Origin of the sequence: Microbispora sp. NPDC046933, assembly GCF_040644635.1 — a bacterium.
Taxonomy (GTDB): domain Bacteria; phylum Actinomycetota; class Actinomycetes; order Streptosporangiales; family Streptosporangiaceae; genus Microbispora.
On the sequence record NZ_JBEYWW010000038.1, the window covers coordinates 52,077 to 73,078 of the forward strand.

Annotated in this window: 18 protein-coding genes; 16 read left to right on the top strand and 2 right to left on the bottom strand. The window is 72.3% G+C overall.

Going from position 1 to position 21,002, the window contains the following annotated elements; translation table 11 throughout:
• The first annotated feature begins 119 nt into the window (after positions 1 to 119).
• Together ABZ857_RS36420 and ABZ857_RS36425 are read left to right on the top strand one after the other, a co-directional pair.
• Complete coding sequence (locus tag ABZ857_RS36420) at positions 120 to 1,613, top strand: GMC oxidoreductase (protein ID WP_357052788.1); 1,494 nt, start codon at positions 120 to 122, stop codon at positions 1,611 to 1,613.
• Positions 1,614 to 1,623: 10 nt separating this feature from the next.
• Positions 1,624 to 2,409: a DUF2071 domain-containing protein gene (locus tag ABZ857_RS36425; RefSeq protein ID WP_357052791.1), complete on the top strand. Its 786-nt coding sequence runs from the start codon at positions 1,624 to 1,626 to the stop codon at positions 2,407 to 2,409.
• Positions 2,410 to 2,604: 195 nt separating this feature from the next.
• Here the strand turns inward: ABZ857_RS36425 and pdhA are convergent, their stop codons facing one another.
• The gene (gene pdhA / locus ABZ857_RS36430; protein ID WP_357052794.1) at positions 2,605 to 3,690 is read right to left on the bottom strand and encodes a pyruvate dehydrogenase (acetyl-transferring) E1 component subunit alpha; all 1,086 of its coding nucleotides are present in this window, start codon (positions 3,688 to 3,690) and stop codon (positions 2,605 to 2,607) included.
• A gap of 362 nt (positions 3,691 to 4,052) precedes the next feature.
• Between pdhA and ABZ857_RS36435 the strand changes: the two genes are divergently transcribed.
• On the top strand, positions 4,053 to 6,398 hold the full coding sequence (locus ABZ857_RS36435) for an FdhF/YdeP family oxidoreductase (RefSeq protein WP_357052796.1): 2,346 nt from the start codon (positions 4,053 to 4,055) through the stop codon (positions 6,396 to 6,398).
• Between the two features lie 126 nt (positions 6,399 to 6,524).
• On the opposite strand, the gene ABZ857_RS36440 is transcribed toward ABZ857_RS36435, so the two are convergent.
• Positions 6,525 to 7,289 (bottom strand): SDR family NAD(P)-dependent oxidoreductase, encoded by a 765-nt coding sequence (locus ABZ857_RS36440; RefSeq protein WP_357052799.1) that lies wholly within the window; start codon positions 7,287 to 7,289, stop codon positions 6,525 to 6,527.
• A 112-nt stretch (positions 7,290 to 7,401) separates the two neighbouring features.
• On the opposite strand from ABZ857_RS36440, the gene ABZ857_RS36445 reads away from it, so the two are divergent.
• The 13 genes from ABZ857_RS36445 (at position 7,402) to ABZ857_RS36505 (ending at position 20,982) form a co-directional block, all read left to right on the top strand.
• Positions 7,402 to 8,289 carry a helix-turn-helix transcriptional regulator gene (locus ABZ857_RS36445; RefSeq protein ID WP_357052802.1) on the top strand — a complete coding sequence of 296 codons (888 nt, stop codon included), beginning with the start codon at positions 7,402 to 7,404 and terminating at the stop codon, positions 8,287 to 8,289.
• 144 nt (positions 8,290 to 8,433) lie between these two features.
• Positions 8,434 to 8,847 (top strand): aspartate 1-decarboxylase, encoded by a 414-nt coding sequence (gene panD / locus ABZ857_RS36450; RefSeq protein ID WP_357052805.1) that lies wholly within the window; start codon positions 8,434 to 8,436, stop codon positions 8,845 to 8,847.
• Between the two features lie 156 nt (positions 8,848 to 9,003).
• Positions 9,004 to 9,324, top strand: a complete 321-nt coding sequence (locus ABZ857_RS36455) for a DUF6247 family protein (RefSeq protein ID WP_357052808.1) — start codon at positions 9,004 to 9,006, stop codon at positions 9,322 to 9,324.
• A gap of 12 nt (positions 9,325 to 9,336) precedes the next feature.
• Complete coding sequence (locus ABZ857_RS36460) at positions 9,337 to 11,115, top strand: aldehyde ferredoxin oxidoreductase C-terminal domain-containing protein (protein WP_357052811.1); 1,779 nt, start codon at positions 9,337 to 9,339, stop codon at positions 11,113 to 11,115.
• Between the two features lie 162 nt (positions 11,116 to 11,277).
• Complete coding sequence (locus ABZ857_RS36465; RefSeq protein ID WP_357052813.1) at positions 11,278 to 12,318, top strand: hypothetical protein; 1,041 nt, start codon at positions 11,278 to 11,280, stop codon at positions 12,316 to 12,318.
• A gap of 259 nt (positions 12,319 to 12,577) precedes the next feature.
• Entirely contained in the window at positions 12,578 to 13,336 is a 759-nt protein-coding gene (locus ABZ857_RS36470; protein WP_357052816.1) for an SDR family NAD(P)-dependent oxidoreductase, read from the top strand.
• Between the two features lie 2 nt (positions 13,337 to 13,338).
• Positions 13,339 to 14,709 carry an adenylosuccinate lyase family protein gene (locus ABZ857_RS36475; protein ID WP_357052819.1) on the top strand — a complete coding sequence of 457 codons (1,371 nt, stop codon included), beginning with the start codon at positions 13,339 to 13,341 and terminating at the stop codon, positions 14,707 to 14,709.
• A complete protein-coding gene (locus ABZ857_RS36480) occupies positions 14,706 to 15,653 on the top strand; it encodes a thiamine pyrophosphate-dependent dehydrogenase E1 component subunit alpha (protein WP_357052822.1) in 948 nt (315 codons plus the stop codon). Before ABZ857_RS36475 ends, ABZ857_RS36480 begins: the two co-directional genes overlap by 4 nt.
• Positions 15,646 to 16,629: a transketolase C-terminal domain-containing protein gene (locus ABZ857_RS36485; protein WP_357052825.1), complete on the top strand. Its 984-nt coding sequence runs from the start codon at positions 15,646 to 15,648 to the stop codon at positions 16,627 to 16,629. Before ABZ857_RS36480 ends, ABZ857_RS36485 begins: the two co-directional genes overlap by 8 nt.
• Positions 16,630 to 16,708: 79 nt before the next feature.
• Positions 16,709 to 17,692 carry a sugar ABC transporter substrate-binding protein gene (locus ABZ857_RS36490; protein ID WP_357052828.1) on the top strand — a complete coding sequence of 328 codons (984 nt, stop codon included), beginning with the start codon at positions 16,709 to 16,711 and terminating at the stop codon, positions 17,690 to 17,692.
• Positions 17,686 to 19,197 carry a sugar ABC transporter ATP-binding protein gene (locus tag ABZ857_RS36495; RefSeq protein WP_357052831.1) on the top strand — a complete coding sequence of 504 codons (1,512 nt, stop codon included), beginning with the start codon at positions 17,686 to 17,688 and terminating at the stop codon, positions 19,195 to 19,197. Before ABZ857_RS36490 ends, ABZ857_RS36495 begins: the two co-directional genes overlap by 7 nt.
• The gene (locus ABZ857_RS36500; protein WP_357052834.1) at positions 19,187 to 20,518 is read left to right on the top strand and encodes an ABC transporter permease; all 1,332 of its coding nucleotides are present in this window, start codon (positions 19,187 to 19,189) and stop codon (positions 20,516 to 20,518) included. The genes ABZ857_RS36495 and ABZ857_RS36500 overlap by 11 nt, the downstream gene beginning before the upstream one ends.
• Positions 20,515 to 20,982, top strand: a complete 468-nt coding sequence (locus ABZ857_RS36505; RefSeq protein ID WP_357052837.1) for a VOC family protein — start codon at positions 20,515 to 20,517, stop codon at positions 20,980 to 20,982. The genes ABZ857_RS36500 and ABZ857_RS36505 overlap by 4 nt, the downstream gene beginning before the upstream one ends.
• Positions 20,983 to 21,002 lie beyond the last annotated feature (20 nt).

A 21,002-nucleotide genomic window follows, 5' to 3' on the forward strand; every position in this document is an offset into this window, starting at 1 on the left:
GTCTCAGCCGTCGGGGGTTCCTCGCTGCAACAGGTTTCACTATCGGCGCGCTCGCTGCGCGGGGCCGCTGGACGGCCGCCGCGGCGGCGCCGCACCGCGCGCTCGCCGACGGCGACCACGTGCCCGCGCTCGTCATCGGCAGCGGGTACGGCGGAGCGGTGGCCGCGCTCCGGCTCACCCGCGCCGGGGTGGACACCCACATCGTGGAGATGGGCCGGGCCTGGACCACCCCCGGCCCGGACGGCCGGATCTTCTGCGACATGCTGAATCCGGACGGGCGCGCCTACTGGCTGCGGACGAGGACGGCCCAGCCCGTGGGCCATCTCCTGGGGCTGCCGGTCGACCGGGGCATCGACAGGTACACCGGTGTGCTCGACGCGGAGGACTTCCCCGGCGTCCGGGTGTACCAGGGGCGCGGCGTCGGCGGTGGGTCGCTCGTCAACGGCGGCATGGCCGTCGTGCCCAGGCGCGCCTACTTCGAGGAGATCCTGCCCGGCGTCGACGCCGACGAGATGTACCGCACCTACTTCCCGCGTGCCACCGCCGGTCTCGGCGTGAACGAGATCGATCCCGCCTGGTTCGAGTCCGCCGAGTGCTACCGGTTCGCGCGGGCCGGCCGCGACGCCGCGCGACGCGCCGGCTTCGCCACCACGTTCGTGCCGAACGTCTACGACTTCGGCTACATGGAGCAGGAGCAGGCGAACCGGGTGCCGCGCTCCGCCCTCGCGAGCGAGGTCATCTACGGCAACAACCACGGGAAGCGGTCCCTCGACAAGACCTATCTGGCCGCGGCGGCGGCGACCGGCAGGCTCACCATCAGTCCCCTGCACACGGTCACCGGTGTCGCCCCGGCCCCCGGCCGTGGATACCGGGTGGAGATGACGCAGACCGACACCTCCGGCGCGACGGTCGCCACCAAGGCGGTGGTCGCGGACCGGGTGTTCTTCGCGGCGGGGAGCGTCGGCACGAGCAAGCTCCTCGTCGCGATGAAGGCCATGGGCAGGCTGCCCGACCTGCCCGACGCCGTCGGCCGGGGCTGGGGCAACAACGGCAACGTGATGGTCGCCAGGGCCGGCCACATGTGGAACCCCACCGGCGCCCTGCAGTCGGGCATGCCGGTCGTCGGCATCGACAACTGGGCGTCGAGCGCGCCGGTGTTCGCGGAGATCGCGCCGTTCCCGGCCGGGGTCGAGCTGTGGATCAGCCTGTATCTCGCGATCACCAGGAACCCGAACCGGGGCCGCTTCGCGTTCGACCAGACGACCGGCGCCGTCGGCCTGACCTGGCAGACCGCCCAGAACCGCCCGTCCGTCGAGGCGGCCAGGACCGTTTTCGACGCCGTCAACAGGAAGGAGGGGACGGTCTACCGGTCGGACCTGTTCGGCGTCGGCAAGGTGTGGGGCGACGACCTGACGTACCACCCGCTCGGCGGCTGCGTGCTCGGCCAGGCCACCGACGCGTACGGCCGCCTGCCCGGCTACCCCGGCCTGTACGTCGTGGACGGCTCGCTGATCCCCGGCAGCACGGGCGTCAACCCGTTCGTCACGATCACCGCACTCGCCGAACGCAACCTCGACAAGATCATCACGACCGACCTGCAGCGCCCTGGGTAGAGGCCGGGACATGGTCCCTACGCCGGCGGGACGGGTCGAACGTCCCGTGATGTATCACCGCTGGTCCGACATCACCTTCATCCACTGGAGATATCCGCCGGAACTCGTGCAGGCGTTCCTGCCGGACGGGCTAACCGTGGACACCTACGAGGGGTCCGCGTACGTCGGGCTCACGCCGTTCCTGATGCGGGACGTGCGGGCGCCCGGCCTGCCGCCGCTGCCGTGGCTGTCGCGCTTCCCCGAGACCAACGTGCGCACGTACGCCAGGGACGCCCGGGGGAGGGGCGGCCTGTGGTTCCTGTCGCTGGACGCCGGGAGACTGCCCGCCGTGCTCGGCGCCCGGGCCACGTATCGGCTGCCGTACTACTGGTCGGACATGTCCGTGACCGGCGCGGGGGCGCGGCGCCGCTACCGCTGCCTGCGCCGGTGGCCGGGGCCCTCCGGGGCGCGCTGCAATGCGGACGTCGACCTCGGCGCTCGGCTGACCGAGGCCGAGCGGGACGGCCTCGCGGACTTCCTGGTCGAGCGCTACCGGCTGTTCACGGTCGTCGCGGGCCGGCTGGCGACGGCGGAGGTGGAACACCCGCGCTGGCCCCTGCACCGCGCCCGGCTCGCCGGCCTGGAGCAGGGACTGCTCGAAGCGGCCGGCCTTCCCCCGCCCGGCCACGACCCGCCCGACCACAACCCGCTCGTGCACGCGTCTCCCGGCGTCCCCGTACGGATCGGCATGCCGCACCCGGTCCACCGTTGGACGGCCACGGTCACTCGTCCGGGTCGGCGCGGGAATGACGAGTGATTGACCTGCTCGGTCGAAATCCTGGGCGGAGCCCGATCAAATCCGCGTCTCCACCGGCGACGTCGGCCAGGACGCTGGTGTCGAGAATGTAGGGCGTCGGCGTGAAGTCAGTCACTCACTCGGCGCCGCCGGGAAACCGTGCTCAGTGAGCTGGCGGTTCACATGCGGATGGCCGGGCCCGGAGGCATCGGTGGGTCAGGCGCCGGGCTCCTCGAAGCGGTCCAGATAGGCGGCGTACCAGGCGCGCTCCTCCTCCACCAGCGCGTGCCGGTCGGCGTAGACGTGGTCGAACATGGCGTCCACCGGAGGGTCCGGCATGGCGATGACCCCGTTGCGCAGTTCGAGGGCCATGCGGTCGCCCTCCTCGTCGACCTCGGCGAAGAACGCCTCGTCGGCCATGCCCTCCCGCAGCAGGTACGACCGCATGCGCGCGATCGGGTCCTTCTCCCGCCACGCGTCCACCTCCTCGGCCGGCCGGTAACGCCCCGGGTCGTCTGAGGTGGTGTGGGGGCCCATCCGATAGGTGTGCGCCTCGATGAGGAACGGCCCGCCCCCGGAGCGGACGTGCCGCAGCGCGGCTCTCGTCACGGCGAGGCAGGCCAGCACGTCGTTGCCGTCCACCCGTACGCCCGGGAAGCCGAAGCCCCGCGCGCGCTGGTAGATCGGCGCCCGGCTCTGCCGCCCGACGGGGTGGGAGATGGCCCACTGGTTGTTCTGGCAGAAGAACACCACCGGCGCGTCGAAGACGGCCGCGAAGTTGAACGCCTCGCTGACGTCCCCCTCGCTCGCCGCGCCGTCGCCGAAGTAGGCCACGACGGCCGAGTCGTCGCCGTCCCTGCGGACCCCCATGGCGTACCCCACGGCGTGCAGCGTCTGCGCGCCGAGGACGATCGTGTAGAGGTGGAAGCGGGTCTCCCGCGGGTCCCAGCCGCCGTTCGTCGTTCCACGGAGCATGCCCATGAGCGTGAGGGGGGCGATGCCCCGGCACCAGGCGACGCCGTGCTCCCGGTAGGAGGGGAACACGTGGTCGTCCGGAGCCAGCGCCCGCCCCGAGCCGATCTGGGCGGCCTCCTGCCCCAGGCAGGGGATCCACATCCCCAGCTCGCCGAGGCGCTGGAGGGCGAAGGCCTCCCGGTCGATCCGGCGCACCAGCGCCATGTCGCGGTACAGCCCCCGATACTGGCTCTTCGACAGGTCCAGGTCGTACTCGGGGTGCGCGACACGCTCGCCTTCGGGCGTGAGCAACTGGACCAGATCTTCGGCCTCGTCCTGGCGCCGCACGTCGTCTCCTCTCTGACAACGGTGACCGGTGCCGGCGCGCCAGACCCGTCTCCCTCGACGGGGTCGTCGGCACCGTGCGCAGCCAATCATTCCGGCTGTACGGCGCGAGGGTTCACACGACGTGCCCGCCACGCCGATGAGCTGCGGGTTTCCGCCGCTGCCCGCGGCGCGCGGGACGTGGCCCGGCGGGACCTGGCCGTGAGCGCACCGCGCGCCCGCGGTCCTCTTACGAGGGCCGGACGACCTGCTCGCCCCGGTCGTCACCCGACCGGAGTGCACCACATCGGCCTTTCCGTGATTGGGTGCGTGGGGCAAGCTCGGCAGTGAGGTTGCCCGGTTCATGAGGTTGGAGGAGATGCGAGGTGACGCGTAAGGCGCCTCGGGAGGACGTCGGTGACGAACGCCTGGAGATCGGCTCGCCCAAGACCTGGGCGGGCGGGGTCCCGGCGGTCGGCCACGCGCTCGGCACGGCGTACCGGCAGATGGGTGCGGGGCGGACGGTGCTGACCCTGCTGCGGGTCAACCAGAAGTCCGGCTTCGACTGCCCGGGATGCGCCTGGCCCGAGGGTGACGGCCACCGCAGTCCGGCCGAATTCTGCGAGAACGGCGCGAAGGCGGTGGCCGAGGAGGCGACGGTCCGCAGGGTCACCCGCGCGTTCTTCGCCGAGCACTCGGTGGACGAGCTGGCCCGGCGCAGCGACTACTGGCTGGGCCAGCAGGGCCGGCTCACCGAGCCGATGTACAAGCCGGCGGGCTCGGACCACTACGAGCCGATCTCGTGGGAGGACGCCTTCGGCGTCGTCGCGCGCGAACTGCGCTCGCTCGACGACCCCGGCAGGGCCGTCTTCTACACCTCCGGCCGCACCTCCAACGAGGCCGCCTTCGTCTACCAGCTTCTCGTCCGCCGCTTCGGCACGAACAACCTGCCCGACTGCTCCAACATGTGCCACGAGTCGAGCGGCTCGGCGCTGACCGAGACGCTCGGCATCGGCAAGGGGACGGTGCTGCTTGAGGACCTGCACCGGGCCGACCTGGTCTTCGTGGTCGGCCAGAACCCGGGCACCAACCACCCGCGCATGCTCACCGCGCTGGAGCGCGCGAAGCGCAACGGGGCGCGGATCGTGGCGGTCAACCCGCTTCCGGAGGCGGGGCTGCTGCGCTTCCGCAACCCGCAACGGCCCTCCGGCCTCGCGGGAACCGGGACGGCGCTGTCCGACCGGTTCCTGCAGATCCGCCTCGGCGGTGACCTGGCGCTGTTCCAGGCGCTGTCGCTGCTCCTGCTGGAGGCCGAGGACGCCGCGCCCGGCACGGTGGTGGACCGCGAGTTCGTCGAGGCGCACACGCACGGGTTCGACGCCTGGGAGAAGCACGTACGCGGGCTCGACTGGTCCGAGGTGCTCGAGGCGACCGGGCTGACCCGCGCCGAGATCGAGGAGACGGCCCGTGACGTGCTGGCCGCCCGCTCGGTGGTGGTCTGCTGGGCGATGGGCCTCACCCAGCACCGCAAGTCGGTCCCGACGATCAGGGAGGTCGTCAACTTCCTGCTGTTGCGGGGCAACGTGGGGCGCCCCGGCGCGGGCGTGTGTCCCGTACGCGGGCACTCCAACGTGCAGGGCGACCGGACGATGGGCATCTACGAGAAGCCCAAACCGGAGTTCCTCGATGCGTTGGAGAGGGAGTTCGGCTTCCCGCCGCCGCGCGAGCACGGCCACGACACCGTGGAGGCCATCCGCGCCATGCGCGACGGGGACGCCAGGGTGTTCTTCGCCATGGGCGGCAACTTCGTCTCGGCGACGCCGGACACCGCCGCGACGGAGGCGGCCCTGCGCCGCTGCCGGCTCACCGTGCAGGTGTCGACCAAGCTGAACCGGTCGCACGCCGTCTGCGGCGAGCAGGCGCTCATCCTGCCCACGCTCGGCCGCACCGAGCGGGACGTCCGGGCCGGCGGCGAGCAGTTCGTCACGGTCGAGGACTCGATGGGCGCGGTGCACGCCTCGCGCGGGCGGCTGCGCCCGGCCTCGGACGCGCTGCTGTCCGAGGTGGCGATCGTGTGCCGGCTGGCCCGCGAACTGCTCGGCGACGACCCGCACGTGCCGTGGGCCGAGTTCGAGGCCGGGTACGACGCGATCAGGGAGCGCATCGAGCGGGTGGTGCCCGGGTTCGACGACTTCAACGCGAGAGCGCGCAGGCCGGGCGGCTTCCTGCTGCCGAACGCGCCGCGCGACGAGCGCCGCTTCCCCACGGCCACGGGGAAGGCGAACTTCACGGTCAACCCGCTGGAGGTGCTGCGCGTGCCCCCGGGCCGCCTCCTGCTGCAGACCGTGCGCAGCCACGACCAGTACAACACCACCATTTACGGGCTGAACGACCGCTACCGCGGCATCGCGAACGGCCGCAGGGTGGTGTTCGTGCATCCCGACGACCTGGCCGAGCGCGGTCTCGCCGACGGCGACATGCTCGACCTCATCAGCGAGTGGCCGGACGGCGAACGCGTGGCCGAGGCGTTCCGGGCGGTCGCCTATCCGACGGCGCGGGGCTGCTGCGCGGCGTACTTCCCGGAGACCAACGTGCTGGTGCCCCTGGACTCGGTGGCGGAGACGTCGAACACGCCCACGTCCAAGAGCGTCGTCGTACGGCTGCGGCGTGCGGCGGGCAGTGCGGCCGGCAGTGTGGCGGGGGAGACGGCCGGCCGCCGAGGCGGTGACTGATCTCCTCGGCACCCCTGACGAGCACGGGGGCCGGCTCGCCCATGCGGCCCCCGCTGAACCTGTAGGCGGGCCCGGACTCGCCGACCTCGCCACCACCTCTCCACGGAAGGAGCACCCCGGCGGGATCTATTTCCCGTGCGGGTCGGAGCTGTTGAGCGTCGCGACGACCTGGTCGTAGTCGCCGCGAGCCTCGCCGTAGCGCAGGAACTTGACGCGCTCGACCTGGATCTCCTTCGCGTCGGGCCGGGCCTCCAGGAGCGCCATCACCTCCGCCACGAACTCCTCCAGCGGCATCGCCAGCTCGTTGTCCTCCTGGCCGGGCAGCAGCGAGGTGCGGACGGATGGCGGCTCGAGTTCCATGACCCTCACGCTGGTGTCGGCGAGTTGCAGCCGGATCGACTCACTCAGCATGTGGATCGCGGCCTTCGAGGCGTTGTAGCTGGGGGTGGCCTTGAGCGGCGTGAACGCCAGGCCCGAGGAGACCGTGACGATCGTGGCGTCCGGCTGCGCCTGCAGGTGTTCGACGAACGCGGCGATGAGCCGGATCGGGCCGAGCACGTTGGTCGTCACGACGGACTCGGCGGAGGCCAGGAAAGACTCGGGCCGATGCCAGTCCTCGACGCGCATGATGCCGGCCATCGTCACCAGGACGTTGAGGCGCGGGTGCCTGGCCAGCACCTGTTTCGCGGCGGTCTCGATGCTCGCGGCGTCCGTCGTGTCGATCCGCACCGTGTCGATGCCGGGGTGCTCCCCGGCGATCCGCTCGAGCAGTTCGGCGCGCCGGCCGCCGACGATGACGGTGTTCCCCCTGTCCCGCAGCGCGAGGGCGAGGGCGAGACCGATGCCGCTGGTGCCACCCGGGATGAAGACGGTGTTTCCGGAGATGTTCATGCGTCGAGACTGGCCGGTCGGCCGTCACCGGTGCAGAGACCGGTTATCGGGGGATCGGCGATCCCCGGCTCGCCCCCGAAGTGCCGGCTGATGAACGGACATAATCGGATATATGGATCGTGCGACACTGGCGGACTTCCTACGCCGCCACCGCGAGGCACTGCAGCCCGAGGACGTCGGGCTCTCCGCGGGCGCGCGCCGCCGGGCCCGAGGGCTGCGGCGTGAGGAGGTGGCGGCCCTCGCCGTGATGTCGACCGACTATTACACCCGCCTGGAGCAGCAGCGCGGCCCGCAGCCCAGCGCGCAGATGCTCGCCTCGCTGGCCCGTGCGCTGCGGCTGACGATCGACGAGCGTGACTACCTGTTCCAGATCGCCGGACACAACGCCCCGGCATCGATGCCGGCCGCGACGCACGTCGCCCCCGCGCTGCTGCGGGTGCTGGACCGCCTCAACGACACTCCTGCGCTCATCCTGTCCGCCCTGGGCGAGACGCTCGTGCAGAACCGGATGGCCGAGGCGCTGTTCGGCGACAGGTCGGGCTACTCGGGCCTGGCCCGCAGCGAGATCTACCGGTGGTTCACGGAGCCGTCGGAACGGCTGCGCTATCCCGAGGACGACCGTGACCGGCAGAGCCGCGCCCTGGTCGCGAACCTGCGAGCCGCCCACGGCTCGATGGGCCCGCAGTCGCGGGCGGGCGATCTCGTGCGCGCACTGCGGAAGGCGAGCGCGGAGTTCGCCGAACTGTGGGAGCGGCACGAGGTGGCCAAGCGCTTCGAGGACCACAAGACACTCATCCATCCCGAACTCGGCGCGATCGAACTGGACTGCCAGGTGTTGTTCACCGAGGACCAGTCACAGGCGCTGCTCGTGCTCACCGCTCCTCCGCGCACGGAGGGGTACGAGAAACTGCGACTGCTCGCGGTGCTGGGGCAGCAGCACTTCACCGAGCCCGAACACGGCCCGTCGGCCGGGACCCCCCGGCGGCCGGCCGGCCGGTAAGCCGGCTTCCTCACCTCCGGCTACCGCAGCGCCGCGCCGGGCGGATGCGCGCCGTCGTCGGATGCTGACGATTGGGCACTTCGGGCCGTGACATACCATCGAGGACGCTCGTGAGGAGGGCCGTCCGCACCCCGGTGGGAGATCATGTTCCGCACGCTGATGAAGTCGAAGATCCACCGCGCGACCGTCACGCAGGCCGATCTGCACTACGTCGGCTCGGTGACGATCGACGCGGACCTGATGGCCGAGGCCGACCTCGTCGAGGGTGAGAAGGTCGACATCGTCGACATCGACAACGGCAACCGCCTGTCCACGTACGTCATCGAGGGTCCGGCGGGCTCCGGGGTGATCGGCATCAACGGCGCCGCCGCCCGCCTCATCTCGGTCGGGGACCTGGTGATCATCATCGCGTACGCGCTGGTCGCCGAGGAGGAGGTCAAGGCCCTGAAGCCTCGCGTCGTCTTCGTCGACCGCGACAACAGGTCCATCCACGTGGGCGACGATCCCGCCGCCGTCCCCGATGGCATGGGCCTGATTGCCGGGGACCACGTAGCGTAGGAGATCGGTTACGATCGCCTATCTCACCGATCAGGGGCGCCGTGTCTCCGCGATCGTGCCGACGGATGAGGCCTGGTGCTGGACGCCTGGGTGGCAGTCAGCCGAGGCCGAGGCCGAGCCGACATCCGAGAGGGCCGGACCCGTTCGTTCGACAGCATGGATGATCTCTTCGGGGAGATAGACGCAGTCCTGGTCACCATGACCGCTCAGCCTGTGGAGCCCGTTGGGCGCCATGATCCGGGTGAGGACCCGGCCGCGATCTTCGAGGCGCTTCCGCCGTCCCACCGCGCCTGGTTCCGGGCGGAGTACGACGAGGCTTTGGAAGCCGCACACGACTTGGCCCGCTTCAAGCAGGTGCAGGCGCTGTTGCGTCAGTGGCGGCTGCGTGCGGGGCCGCACACCTGGGGCAGGCGGGCGTCGATGGGGGTGACCTTGACGAGGGCGAGTAGGTTATCCGCCACAATCGCCCCGTTGTGAGGAGTGTCACTCGTGCCCTTCGTCGTCGATCTCACGGACGGGTCCGTCGAGCGGGAGGACCGGTCCGCCGAGACCGGCCACTTCGGCGGGTCGATCCTCGGCCTGCGGCTGCTGACCGAGCGCACCCCCGCCGGGCTCGACCCGTACGATCCTCGGGCCCTGCTGTACGTCGCGGCCGGGATCCTCGGCGGGGTGGCCGCGCCGGGGCTCGCGAAGGCGGTGTTCCTGGCCAAGTCGCCGCTGACCGGGGTGGCGGGGGAGGCCCACGCGCTGGGGCCGTTCGCGGCCGGGATCCGGGGAGCGGGTGCCAAGGCGCTGGCGATCACCGGCCGGGCCCCGGGGTTGTCGTACCTGCTGGTCGAGGACGGCCGGATCTCCTGCCATCCGGCCGAGGAACTGCGCGGTCTCGGCACCGCCGCCACCATGGACGCGCTGCGCGCGCGGCACGGCGAGGGCGCGCACGTCGCGGCGATCGGGCCGGCGGGGGAGAGCCTGGTCCGCTACGCGAGCGTGGTGACCGACTACGCCTACCCCGCCGCCCGGTACGGCCTCGGCGCGGTGCTCGGCGCCAAGAACCTCAAGGCGATCGTCTGCGTGGGGGACGCTCCGGCCGCCGTGGCCGACCCGCGCGCCCTGGCGGAGATCGCGGCCTTCTACCGCGATGCCATCCCCGGCAACGCGCTGGCGGCCTGGCAGCACGCCGATCCGGGGTTCGGCGCCTGGACGGGGGAGCCGCCCGCGCCGGGCTATCTGAGCGTGCGGAACTTCTCCCACACCGGCGACAGCGGGCTGCGCGTCCCGTCCCCGGGCGACTACGACGGGCGTGCGGTGGCCACGCGCGGGAGCTGTCCCGGCTGCCCGACCGACTGCCTCAAGGCGTACGCGCCGCTCGACGCGCCGGAGCGCAGGACCGGAGGGCTCGGTCAGGAGGCGTTCGCGTCGCTGGGCTGGAACCTCGGCATCGACGACACCGGCGCCGTGCTCGCGCTGAACGCCCTGTGCAACGACCTCGGCCTCGACCAGGTCTCCTTCGGCGGCACGGTCGCCTTCGCGATGGAGTGCGCGGCCCGCGGCCTGCTCGCGGAAGGGCCCTCCTTCGGCGACGCGGCGGCGGTGACGGCGCTCGCCCGCGACGTCGCGACCAGGAGCGGCGCGCTCGGCGACCTGCTCGCCGAGGGCTCGGCCCGCGCCGCGGACAAGCTCGGGCCGGGTGCCGTGCCGTACGCGATGACGGTGAAGGGCGCCGAGGTGCCGTGCTTCGACCCGCGGGTGCAGCCGGGCCTCGGGCTGGGCTACGCCGCCGCGCCGGGCGGGCCGCGCTACGACGCGCTGGAGCACGACCTGGACTTCGAACCCGGTGGGGCGCTCGCCTACTGCCTGCCGGAGGCGGCGCGGATCGGCGCCGAGGCCGCGCCGGTCGGCCTGCTCGACGCCGAACGCGGGCGGCGCACGGCGCGCCTGCTGCGCCTGTGGAGCGCCCTCGACGCGTGGAACATCTGCCTGTTCGCGTCGTCGCCGACCAGGCCGCTGACACTCGACCACCTGACGGCGCTGGTCACGGCCGTCTCCGGGGCCGGGTGCACGCTGGACGACCTGCTCGCGGCGGGCGCCGCGCGGCTCGACCTGATGCGCGCGTACGCGCTGCGCGAGGGCGGCGGGCCCGACGAGCTGCCCGCCCGCTTCCACGACGAGCCCATCACGGCCGGGCCGTACGCCGGGGCGCGGCCGGCCAGGGAGGACTTCGCACGGGCGCTCGACGCCTTCCACGCCGAACTCGGCTGGAATGCCTGACTGAAAATCGCCGACATTCTACGGCAAGGTATGAAATTTTCTTCACAGGATTCGATGAAGTCGTTATGATCTTCCGTCTTGTCGGCTGCGCCGATCGGCCGGCCGCTGCTCCACTCTGACGGGGGCCCTGGACGGTCCCCATGACCGAACGGGAGATCGACTATGAGGCGTGCACTGGCGGCGTTGGGCGTCGGCGTGGGTCTACTGGGCTCCGCCGTCGTCTCCGCCCCGGCTCAGGCCGCGAGCGCGGTGATGGCCCCTCTGGCCTCCGACGTGCCGACCGCTCAGCAGGTCGCGGCGTTCTGGCTCGCCGACGCGGGCGCGAACCTGCAGAACGCCACGCCGTACGCCGTGCAGACCGTGGTCCACGGGGAACGCGTGTCCACCGCCGCCGTCCCGGACGGCAAGCCGGGCCTGGTCGGGGCGTCCCAGGACGTGCTCTCGAAGAAGGTGAAAACGCCCACGACCTCGGGCAAGGTGTTCTTCGTCGGCTCCGACGGCCAGCCGCACTGGTGCACGGCCACCGCCGTGCAGTCGTCCTACCGCAACGTCGTCGCCACGGCCGGTCACTGCGTGTTCGACACCGAGCGCACCAGCGGCACGCTCGGCAAGTGGGTCTTCGTGCCCGGCTACTCCAAGGGCACGATCCCCTCGGGCCTGTACGTCGGAAAGTACGCCTTCACCCACTACGACTTCGAGGTGTACCGGGACTACGGCCGCGACGTCGCCTTCGTGAACGTGTACAACGGCGTCGTCCCGTCGTCCTCCGGCGGGCTGACCGACAGCGGGCGGCTGGGCGACAACGTCGGCGGGCAGGGACTCGCCTACAACCAGCAGACGGCCTCCTCGGTCGACGTCTTCGGCTACCCGGCCGGCCCCAACCCCGACGGAACCCGGCCCTACACCGGCCAGACCCTCGAACAGTCCACCGGATCGACGTTCGCCATGACGCTCCTCGACCTCCTCGCCAAGCAGCCCGTCGGCGTCGACTCCCCGTTCACCGGTGAAGGCTCCCTCGGCTCCTCGTGGCTGTACCGCTACAGCGGCGACACCCGCACCGGTTACCTGAACGGCATCACGATCAGCGTCTCCGACACCGACGGCGACAACCGCTACGACACCAGCGTCTCCCCGTACTTCGACGGTGAGGTGTACGGGGTCTACTCCGAAGCCGCCCGGCTCTGGACCGGCTCGATCGCATAGCCGGCCGGCCACTACCCGCCCCCGTCGCGCCCGCCCATCCCGTGGGTGCGAGGGGGGCTTTTTCGTTCGTGACACTCGCGTTAATCACACAAGAAAAACGATTGACCAACCTCTTGTCCGGTTTGTGAGCCGCTGCTATGGTCTGGTCAATCGTTTGACGAGTGCGGCGGGCAGGTGGCGTACGACGCCCGGCCCGTTCCCGCCGTACGGCCACCGGGACGCGAGCGACCGGGACACCAACCAAGGGAGACCATCGGGGATGGCAGTCACTATCGACCTGAGCGGGCGCACGGCGCTCGTGACCGGGGGCGCGGGAGGGCTCGGCGTCGCGTGCGCCCGGGCGCTCGCCGACGCCGGCGCGAGCGTGGTGCTGTCCGACCTGGAGGGGCCGCGGCTGGCCGAGGCCGCGGCCTCCGTCGGGGCGGAGGCCCGCGCGGCCGACATCGCCGACCCCGGCCAGGCCAGGGCGCTGGTGGACGGTCTCGACCGCATCGACGTCCTGGTGAACTGCGCCGGCATCATGCGGACGACCCCGCTGCTCGAGGTCGAGGCGGACGAGTGGCGCAAAATCATCGACGTCAACCTGAACGGCGCGTTCTGGCTCACCCAGGCGGCAGGGCGGCGCATGGTGGAGCAGGGGAGCGGGTCGATCGTCACCCTGGCCTCGGTCGCCGCCCGGTCGGGACGGCCGAACGCCGCGCACTACTCGGCCACCAAGACGGCCCTGCTGTCGCTGACGAAGTCGGCGGCGCTCGCGCTCGCCCCGGTGCGCGTCAACGCCGTCTGCCCGGGGGTCATCCTCACCCGCATGTGGGACGAGATCATGGCCGACCGCGACGAGCACTTCGGCCCCGACGCCGGCGCCCGGTACCTCCAGGAGGTGAGCGACCGGTCGCCGCTGCGGCGGCCCGGCCGGCCCGAGGAGATCGCGGCGGCGGTGCTGTTCCTGGCCAGCGACCTCGCCTCGTTCGTCACCGGCCAGGCGCTCAACGTCGACGGCGGACTGGAGATGGACTGACGATGCAGACCTTCAAGCTCCTGCCTGAGCTGTTCGGCGACGCCGGGATGGCGGAGATCTTCTCGGCCGAGCGGACCGTGCTCGCCTGGCTGCGGGTCGAGGCCGCGCTGGCGCAGGCGCAGGCCGACGCGGGCGTGATCGGCGCCGCCGACGCCGAGGCCATCACCGGCGCCTGTGTGCTGGACAACGTCGACGTCGAGCGCCTGTGGCGGGAGGCGGTGAACGTCGGCTACCCGATCCTGCCGCTGGTCCGCATGATCGCCGCTGCGCTGCCCGAGGGGCCGAACGGCCGCGTCCACTACGGCGCGACCACCCAGGACATCATGGACAGCGGCGTGGCACTGCAGATGGGCGAGGCCCTGGACCGGCTCGCCGCGCTGCTCGGCGCGTTCGGCGACGCCCTCGCCCGGCTGGTCGAGGAGCACGCGGCCACCGTGATCGCCGCCCGCACCCACGCCCAGCAGGCAGTGCCCACGACGTTCGGGGCGAAGCTCGCGGTGCTGCTGGCGGAGCTCACCCGCCAGCGGGAGCGGGTCAGGGCGGCCGGGCGCCGGGTCCGCGTCGTCTCGCTCTTCGGCGCCGGAGGCACCTCCGCCGCCATGGGCGAGCAGGCGGCCCAGGTCAGGAAGGGCATGGCCGTACGGCTCGGCCTCGCGGCCGCCGACGTGCCCTGGCACGTGGCCCGTGACGGCATCGCCGAGTTCGGCGTCACCTGCGCGAGCGTCGCGGCCACCGCCGCCCGGTTCGCGCGCGAGGTGGTGGACCTGTCCCGCACCGAGGTCGGTGAGGTGCGCGAGGCCGGCGGGCACCACCGCGGGGCCTCGTCGACGATGCCGCAGAAGGCCAACCCGATCGGCTGCGAGGCCGTCATCGGCATGTCGGCCACGGCCGGTGCGCTCAGCTCGGCCCTGTTCCGGGCGATGGAGGCCGGCCACGAGCGGGCCGCGGGCGAGTGGCAGATCGAGTGGTACGCCGTCCCGCTGCTGGCCGAGCTGGCCGCCGGCGCGCTCGCCACGGCCGCCGAGGTGGCCGAGGGCCTGCGCGTCTTCCCCGACGCCATGCGGGCCAACCTCGACGCGGAGGGCGGGCTCATCATGGCGGAGGCGTACATGATGCGCCTCGCCCCGGCGCTCGGCCGGGAGCGGGCGCACGACCTCGTCTACCAGGCGGCGCACGAGGCGCGGGCCCGGCGCGGCACGCTGGCCGACACGCTGCGCGAGGTGGCCGGTCCCGACGACCTGGCCACGCTCGGCGCGCTGCCGCTGCCCCCCGAGTCGTACGTCGGCGACGCCGAGGCGGTCTGCGTGGCCGCGCTCGCGGGATGGCGCGGCGAGGCAACCATGGACCACGACAACGAGGAGTCCGGCGAATGAGCGAGCGACGGCTTGCGGACCTGCTGGCGATGTGGCGCGTGCGCGCCTTCGAGGAAAAGGTGCGGGAGCTGCGCCTCGCGGGTCCGATCGTCGGGTCGGTCCACCTGTGCATCGGGCAGGAGGCGATCCCGGTCGGCGCCTGCGACGTGCTGGAGCCCGAGGACGCGCTGTTCGCGACCTACCGCGGACACGGCTGGGCCCTCGCCAGAGGCGTGCCCGCCGAGCGGATGTTCGCCGAGCTGCTCGGCCGGGAGACCGGCGTCAACGGCGGCAGGGGAGGATCGGCCTACTTCACCGCCGCCGAGTACGGCTTCCACGGGGAGAACTCGATCGTCGGCGCGGGCGCCCCGATCGCCTGCGGCGCGGCGCTCGCCGGCCGCTACGACGGCTCCAACCGGGCCGCGGTCACCGTGTTCGGCGACGGCGCGATGAACCAGGGCGCGGTGCACGAGGCGATGAACTTCGCCGCCGCCTTCTCCCTGCCCGTGGTCTTCGTCTGCGAGAACAACCGCTACTCCGAGCTGACCCCGATCGCCGACATGGTCCGCACGAGCAGGCTGGCCGACCGCGCGGCGGCGTACGGCATGCCGGGCCACCGCATCGACGGCAACGACGTGGAGGCCGTCCGCTTCCACGTGCGCGACGCGCTGGAGGTCGCCAAGGAGAACGGCGGCCCCACGCTGCTGGAGTGCATGACCGAGCGCATCGTCGGCCACTACATCGGCGACGCGGAGAACTACCGCAGGCCGGGGGAGATGGACCGGATCAGGGCTCGGGAGCCGATCGCCCGGCTGCGCGCGGGCCTGCTCGCCGACGGGGTGCCGGCCGCCGAGATCGACGCGGTCGAGGCCCGCGCGAGAGCCGAGATGGAGACCGCCGCCGCGGCGGCGCTGGCCGCGCCGTTCGCCGACCCCGCGACCGCGAGGGAGCACCTCTATGCCTGAGACCCGCAAGCTCAACTACGGTGAGGCCGTCAACGCCGCGCTGCACCGCCTCATGGCGGAGCTGCCCGAGACCCTCGTGTACGGCGAGGACGTCGGCCTCCCCGGCGGCGTGTTCGGCGTCACCCGCGGGCTGCGCAGGCAGTTCGGCGACCGGGCCTTCGACACCCCGATCAGCGAGTCGGCCATCCTGGGCAGCGCGGTGGGCGCGGCCATGATGGGCCGCCGCCCGATCGTCGAGATCATGTGGGCCGACTTCTCGCTGGTGGCGCTGGACCAGATCGTGAACCAGGCGGCCAACGTCCGCTACGTCTCCGGCGGCCGGTTGACGGCGCCGATGACGATCCGCACCCAGCAGGGCAACGCCCCCGGCGCGTGCGCCCAGCACTCGCAGTGCCTGGAGGCGCTGTTCCTGCACGTCCCCGGGCTGCGGGTGTGCATGCCGTCCACGCCGCAGGACGCCTACGACCTGCTCGTGACCGCGGTGCACTGCGACGACCCGGTCCTCGTCATCGAGAACAGGACCCTCTACTTCGGCGCGAAGGAGGAGGTGACCGTCGGCGGCCCGGTCCAGCCGATGGGCGGGGCGCGGGTGCGCCGTCACGGCACCGACGTCACGGTGGTCACCTGGGGCGCGATGACCGCGCGGGTGCTCGACGCGGCCGAGGCGCTGGCCGCCGACGGCATCGAGGCGGAGGTGCTGGAGACGCCCTGGCTCAACCCGTTCGACACCGAGGCCGTGCTCGCGAGCGCGGGCCGTACGGGCAGGCTCGCGGTGGTCCACGAGGCCAACGTGACCGGCGGGTTCGGGGCCGAGGTCGTGGCGCGGGTCGCCGGGGCGGGCGTCCCGCTGCTGGCGCCGCCCATCCGGGTGGGGGCGCCCGATGTCCGGATGCCGGCCGCGCCGATCCTGGCGCAGGCGCTGCTGCCGGACGCCGATCGCATCGCGGGGGAGGTGCGAGCGCTCCTGAAGGGCTGAGAGCCCTTGAGCGAGCACGTCATGAAATGTCATCACCCGATTTGAGCAAACGATTGACCTCCCCTGAGCAGGAGAAACAATGAAGAAGGCACTCTTCGTCGTGGCCGCCCTGGCGGTCGGTGCGACGGCCTGCGGCGGCTCCGGCGGCGACGGCGCCACCCAGGCCTCCTCGGAGAAGAAGGAATACACGATCGGCGTCTCCAACCTCGGCCTGAGCTTCCCGTTCCCCTCCGCCATCGGCAAGGGAATCAAGGACGAGGCCGCCAAGCTCGGCGTGAAGATCGTCGAGCTGGACGCCCAGGGCAAGGCCGACAAGCAGAGCAACGACGTGCAGGACCTCATCGCGCAGCAGCCGGACGGCGTGCTGCTGCTGCCCGTGGACTCCGGCGTCGCCCAGGGCCTCGCCGACAAGCTCAAGGCGTCGAACATCCCGACCGTGGCCGTCGCGTCCCAGGTCGGCGATCCCAAGACCCGCCCGCTCAAGGACGTCTACCCCGGCCTGGTCGCGCTCGTCACGCAGGACGAGCCCGCCGCCGGGGGCAAGGCCGGCGAGATCGCCGCGCAGATCCTCCCCGAGGGCGGCAAGATGGCCGTGGTCGAGGGCGCGGCGGGCTTCGCCGAGGTCGTCCTGCGCTACCAGGACTTCCCGAAGGCCGCCGAGGCCAAGGGCGCGAAGTTCGAGGTCGTGGCCCGCCAGCCCGGCGACTGGGTGCAGGACAAGGCCCAGTCGGCCTGCCAGAACATGCTCGCCTCCAACCCCGACGTCAAGCTCTTCTACGCCGAGTCCGACGACATGGCGGTCGGCTGCGCCAAGGCCGTGAAGTCGGCCAACTCCACCGCGAAGATCGTGGGCATCGGCGGCAGCAAGCTCGGCGTCGACGCCGTCACCTCCGGCGACATCGCCGGCACCGTCTGCTTCAAGCCCGAGGACCTCGGCAAGCTCGCCCTCGACACGCTGTACAAGCACCTGACCGGCGAGCAGAAGCAGGACGCCGCCTTCGTGACGTACGACACCCCGGCCATCACGAAGGACAACGTCGCCGACTGCACGCCGCAATGGTAGACACCCCGCTGCTGTCCCTCGAGGGCGTCGGCAAGTCGTTCCCCAACGGCACCGTCGCCCTCCGGGGGGCGCGGCTCACGGTCCTCCCCGGCAGCGTGCACGGCCTGGTCGGGGCCAACGGCGCGGGCAAGTCCACGATGATCAAGGTCATCGCCGGGGCGCACGCGCCGACGGCGGGCACCGTCCGCTGGAAGGGCGAGGAGGTCGTCTGGCGCGACCCCGGCGCGGCCAGGAAGGCCGGCGTCGCCACGATCATGCAGCACGTCCCGCTCGCGCCCACGCTGACCGTGCTGGAGAACGTCTTCCTCGGCGCCCCCGGGCCGTGGCGGCTGCCGCGCGCCCGCCGCCGCGAGTTCGACCGGCTCCTCGAGCGGGTGAACTACGAGATCGACCCGGACGCCGAGGTGGCCGGCCTGGCCATCGGCGAGCGGCAGATGGTCGCCATCCTGCAGGCGCTCGCCACCGGCGCGAACCTCGTCGTCATGGACGAGCCCACCGCCTCGCTCGCCGAGGGTGAGCGCCGGGTGGTGTTCGACGTGGTGCGCAGGCTCTCGGCGCAGGGCACCGCCTTCCTCTACGTGTCGCACTTCCTCGACGAGGTGTTGTCGCTCACCGACCGGGTGACCGTGCTGCGGGACGGCACGGTGGTGGAGGAGGGCCCGACCGCCGCCTACGACGAGGACCGGCTGGTCCAGGCCATCGTCGGGCGTGACCTGCTCGCGGCCGAGCGGCGCGCCCCGGCCCCCGTCGCCGCCGACGCCCCGGTGGCCCTCGCCGTACGGAACCTCAGCTCGCCGGCCGGGGTGCGCGACGTGTCGTTCGAGGTGCGCCGCGGTGAGGTGGTCGGCATCGCGGGCCTGCTCGGCTCCGGCCGGTCGGAGATCCTGCACGCGGTGTACGGCGCGGACTCCCGCGCCCGCGGCGAGGTGCTGGTGGACGGCCGTCCCGTGCGGCGCGGCCCCCGTGCGGCGGTTGCGGCCGGGATGGCCCTGGTGCCCGAGGACCGCAACGCGCAGGGGTTCGTGGGCGCGTTCCCGATTTGGAAGAACATCTCCCTGCCCGACCTCGCGTCGCTGTCGGCGGCGCGGGCGCTGCCCCGCGAGGCGGCCGAGGGCGAGCGCGCCGAGCGGGCCATCCGCGACCTCGGCATCGTCTGCCCCGGCCCCGACGCGCTGGTCACCGAGCTGTCCGGCGGCAACGCGCAGAAGGTCGTGTTCGGCAAGTGGCTGTACGGCGGGGCCCGGGTGTTCATGCTCGACGAGCCCACGGCCGGAGTCGACGTCGGGGCGAAGGCCGACATCCTCGACCTGGTCCGCAGGTTCGCCGCCGAGGGCGGCGCCGTGCTCGTGGTGAGCAGCGAGTTCGAGGAGATCCTCGCGGTGGCGACGCGCGTGCTCGTCGTCCGCGAGGGCCGGATCGTCGCGGAGCGACCGGCCCACGAGACATCCGAGGAGGAGTTGCTGATGCTGGCCAACGGATTCGGAGGTGCGCACGATGCCGCCTGAGAGCGCGGGAGGCGCCGGCGGAGGCGTCGGGGGAGGCACCGGGGGAGGCACCGTCGGAGGCACCGTCGGAGGCACCGGGGGAGGCACGGCGCGCGGGAAGACGTCCGGCGCCCGCCTCGCCGCCGCGCTGCGCCCCGGGAACGCGGGCGTCGTCTACGCCCTCGTGCTGATCGTGGCCGTGCTGACGCTGCTGTCGAGCCAGATGGGGCGGCCGAGCTACCTGTCGCCGACCAACGTCATCAACATCCTGGACCAGTCGTCGCTGGTCGCGATCCTCGCGGTGTTCACCACCGTGGTGCTGATCAGCGGCAACTTCGACCTGTCCATCGCGTCGGTGTCCGCCTTCGGCGCGGCGATGGCGCTCAGCCTGGTCGGCTCGCTCGGGCTGCCGCTGGCGATGGCCGTCGCGCTGGCCGCCGGGCTCGTCTGCGGCGCGGTGAACGGCCTGATCGTGCAACTGGTCGGCATCAACGCGTTCATCGTGACGCTGGGCACGATGACGGCCGTACGCGGCCTGGTGCTGATCCTCACCGACGGCCGCACGATCACCGCGAAGGACCCGGAGGCGCAGCGGGCGCTGATCGCGCTGCAGTCGGGCTACTGGACCGTGCCGCACATCCTGGCGATCCTCGGGGTGGCTGCGCTCGTCGTCGGCGTCGTGGTGGCGCTGCTCGCCCGACGCTCCGGAGGCGGTCCGCTCAAGGGCGCGGTGATCGCGGCGGCCGGGCTGGTCGTGGCCGTGCTCGACCCCGTGCTCGGCTTCGAGCTGCGGCTCAGCAAGCCCACCTACTACCTGATCGTCATCGCCGGCGTCACCTGGGCCGTGCTGCGCTACACGGTGATCGGCCGCCGGCTGTACGCCGTGGGCAGCAACGCGGAGGCGGCCCGGCTGTCCGGCATCAACGTCAACCGCTACCGGATCGGCGCGTTCGTCCTGAACGGGCTCGGCTCGGGCTTCGTCGGCGTGCTGTTCGCCGCGAAGCTGCTGGCCATCAACCCCACGGGCCTGCAGGGCACGGAGCTGACCGTGCTCGCCGCGGCCATCCTCGGCGGCACCTCGCTGTTCGGCGGGTTCGGCAGCGTGCTCAAGTCCGTGGTCGGCGCGCTGATCCTGTTCACGCTCGACAACGGCTTCAACGTGCTCAACCTGGGCGCCAACTACCAGGGCGTGATCGTCGGCACGGTCGTCATCGTCGCCGCGGCCATCTACACGATCGCCGGCCGCCAGCGGCAGGTCCGCAAGGTGCGCGACTCGGGAGCCGCACCGCAACCGCCAGAGGAGTCCGGCGTGGAGCCGGCGAGACAGGAGTCGCTGCGATGAGAGGCGTGTGGCACTTCTCGTTCACGGTCGCCGACCTCGACAGGTCCGTCGCCTTCTACCGGGACCTGCTCGGGTTCACCCTCGTGCACCGGCAGGACCAGGACAACGACTACACCCGCAGGCTCGTGGGCTACCCCGACGCGGTGCTGCGCATCGCCCAGCTCGCCGTTCCCGGCCAGCCCCGGGGCGTGTCCACCCACGACCTGGAGCTGGTGGAGTACGTACGGCCGCGTGGCGAGGCGCGCGACCCGGCCCGGCACCTGCCCGGCGCGGCGCACCTCGCGCTCACGGTCGAGGACGCGCTCGCCGAGCACGCGCGGCTGTCGGCGGCCGGGGTGCGGTTCGTCTCGCCGCCCAACGCCATCACGGCGGGGATCAACGCGGGCGGCTACGCCTGCTACTTCCTCGACCCCGACGACATCACTCTGGAGCTGGTGCAGCCGCCGTCCGTAAAGCTCCGTTGACAGGTCGCTGACCCGCGTCT